The following is a 2425-nucleotide window of genomic DNA, read 5'->3' on the forward strand; positions in this document are numbered from 1 at the left end:
TAAAATCAATTGAATAGCTCATATAAATAATGTCATCAAAATTAAGTCGCTTAGCTATAACTAATGAACAGGATCTGGCTTCATCAGCACTATTATTAGCAAGATTATCCGCTATTGAACATAACCCAGATAAGACTCTTTGGCCACGTTTACGGCAAAATAGTGTCAAATTGCCTCGTTATGCTCGCATGATGAATAAAATTGGTTATGGTACTCAGGCTATTGGTCTGTTTCAATTGATTAACTCTACCCACACGATGTTAGCAGAGCAACAGTCTACAGAATTGAATGATCAGCAGCGGGCTGAAATAAGTAAAAATATCGCCATTGCTTGGAGTACTGCGGCAGCTAATTTTAGCACTGATATTTTGCAACCTCTGTTATTAAAAAGCGTTTATAAAATAACTGGCTCTTATCGAATGGCAGATACGTTTACTGGCCGGGCGGTCATTTTTTAAAATGCGATGGCGGCGGGATTTGATATTTATTATGCTTATGATAGTTTTAGCCAACTAAAGACCGAACAAGATCCTGCTATACGTCAAGATCTCATTATCAATGGCATGTTATCTGTACTGGGAGCGGGTTTCGGACTTGGTACCGCGTTGGCTATTTTTGCTGGTTCAGCAGTAGGCCCGATTGGTATTGCGTTTGGTGCCAGTTTAATGTTGGGCGGAATGGCCTATAATGCGGTACGAACAGTAGCAAAAATTAAAGAAAAAATTAAATTAACTTCAGGGGAAGAATTTGAAACTGGTCTAAGAGCGGCTTTGGGACTGAATCTAACTTATGCGATACAAAATAAATTACAGCAATATCAGGTAGAAGATAGTTTTAAAAAAGCATTATTTGAAAAACAGCGCAATCAATTTCAATTACAACCATTTGGTTATACTTTATATTTTTATATTGAATAAATGCAGCAAGCAGAAGAGTTACCTTATTTTCATTTAATAGATAAAGAGAAAAATAAATATCTGGTCTATCAAGACATTGAACATCATATGATAGCAAAACATCTCAATATATTTTCAAATTCAGCCATCACCTTATGGATAAATGAACTGATTAATCATGAGATAGAGCAGAATAAAAGACGTTTTTCCGAACAAGAAATCAGATTAATTTTACAGCAATTTACAGATCGTTATGATATTGAACATGTCAAAATTAAAAAATATATTCCACATTCACAAATCGCGACTAATGAAACGATCTTATTAAAGGAAAATACAGATAATATATTTTTAGATTTTTCTGACACTTACTCTAATAGGAATAAATTTTTTACATCGAATAGTCAAAAATCAATGGTCATTTATACAATATCATTGTCGCCTAGATTAACACACTCCTATGATTATGCTGAAAGTTTTTTTAGAAATACCTATAACAAGGCTTATATTTCTGGCATAAATTTTAATACAGCTAATGGCGATGATATTATTATTGGATTGAAGGATGTAGCCAACCGATTTGAAATATATGATGGTAAAAAATATTTGTTTGGGGGAATAGCGATGATATTTTTATCTTTAATAATAAGCAATTTGAAATTAATAAAATAAAATATCTTTACGGTAAAGATGGTAATGATAGTATTATTATTAATACATTACCTATTCAAAAAAATATTGGTCTTATAAAGCCAGATTTTTCTATTTATAAAATAAACATAACAAAACCAGTTTTCGCGGTTCTTATATTGATTTAGAAAATAGTACCCTAAAATATTTAACGCGACCTTTTCGCACTTTTGACTATTCTCATTATAGAATAAGAAGTTTTGTTAGCAGTAGTAACAATACTTTACAACTTGTTGCATCTATTAATAATTTAGAAAATGCTAGTGGGCCGAATACAGCACATAATATTATCATTGCTAATGCTAATGCTAATGCTAATGCTAATGCTAATGCTAATGCTAATGCTATAGCTGGGCGACTTTAAAATAATTACAAGTAATTACTCTATATCAGTAAATTTATATTGGAGAAAAACATATATTTTGTAATCAAAATTAAGTCGCTTAGCTATAAAGATAATATTTTAGCAGGTGGAAATGGGAATGTAATTTTATATGGTAAGGACAGTAATGATACCCTGTTATTAACAAAGGGGTATGCTAACGGGGGGTAATGGCGTTGATCGGTATGTTATTCAACGTTACAACTGGACCGATCATATAAAAATCTTACCTGACTATCGCTTTTATAATCAATCGCATCCAGAACAGAAAATTTTTATCAATCCCAGCTCACAAAAGCAGAGATTTAAATTTAACCGCCTGTTTAATTATAATTCATATGTAGTAATAGATGAAATGAGTAACAGTGATGAATCTATAGCTAAGCGACTTAATTTTGATTACAAAATATATGTTTTTCTCCAATATAAATTTACTGATATAGAGTAATTACTTGTA

At 31.5% G+C, this 2425-nt stretch carries 4 protein-coding genes; all 4 read left to right on the plus strand.

Annotated features, from left to right (window positions below):
- The first annotated feature begins 170 nt into the window (after nt 1-170).
- The 4 genes from ARSQ2_RS01230 (at nt 171) to ARSQ2_RS01245 (ending at nt 2139) form a co-directional block, all read left to right on the plus strand.
- Nucleotides 171-458, plus strand: a complete 288-nt coding sequence (locus tag ARSQ2_RS01230; RefSeq protein ID WP_181994778.1) for a hypothetical protein — start codon at nt 171-173, stop codon at nt 456-458.
- 6 nt (nt 459-464) lie between these two features.
- On the plus strand, nt 465-917 hold the full coding sequence (locus tag ARSQ2_RS01235) for a hypothetical protein (protein ID WP_181994095.1): 453 nt from the start codon (nt 465-467) through the stop codon (nt 915-917).
- The gene (locus tag ARSQ2_RS01240) at nt 918-1568 is read left to right on the plus strand and encodes a hypothetical protein (RefSeq protein ID WP_181994096.1); all 651 of its coding nucleotides are present in this window, start codon (nt 918-920) and stop codon (nt 1566-1568) included. It begins immediately after the preceding gene.
- A 421-nt stretch (nt 1569-1989) separates the two neighbouring features.
- Nucleotides 1990-2139, plus strand: a complete 150-nt coding sequence (locus ARSQ2_RS01245) for a hypothetical protein (RefSeq protein ID WP_181994097.1) — start codon at nt 1990-1992, stop codon at nt 2137-2139.
- The last annotated feature ends 286 nt before the right edge of the window (nt 2140-2425 follow it).

Origin of the sequence: Arsenophonus endosymbiont of Bemisia tabaci Q2, from assembly GCF_902713415.1 — a bacterium.
In the GTDB taxonomy this organism is placed as follows: domain Bacteria; phylum Pseudomonadota; class Gammaproteobacteria; order Enterobacterales; family Enterobacteriaceae; genus Arsenophonus.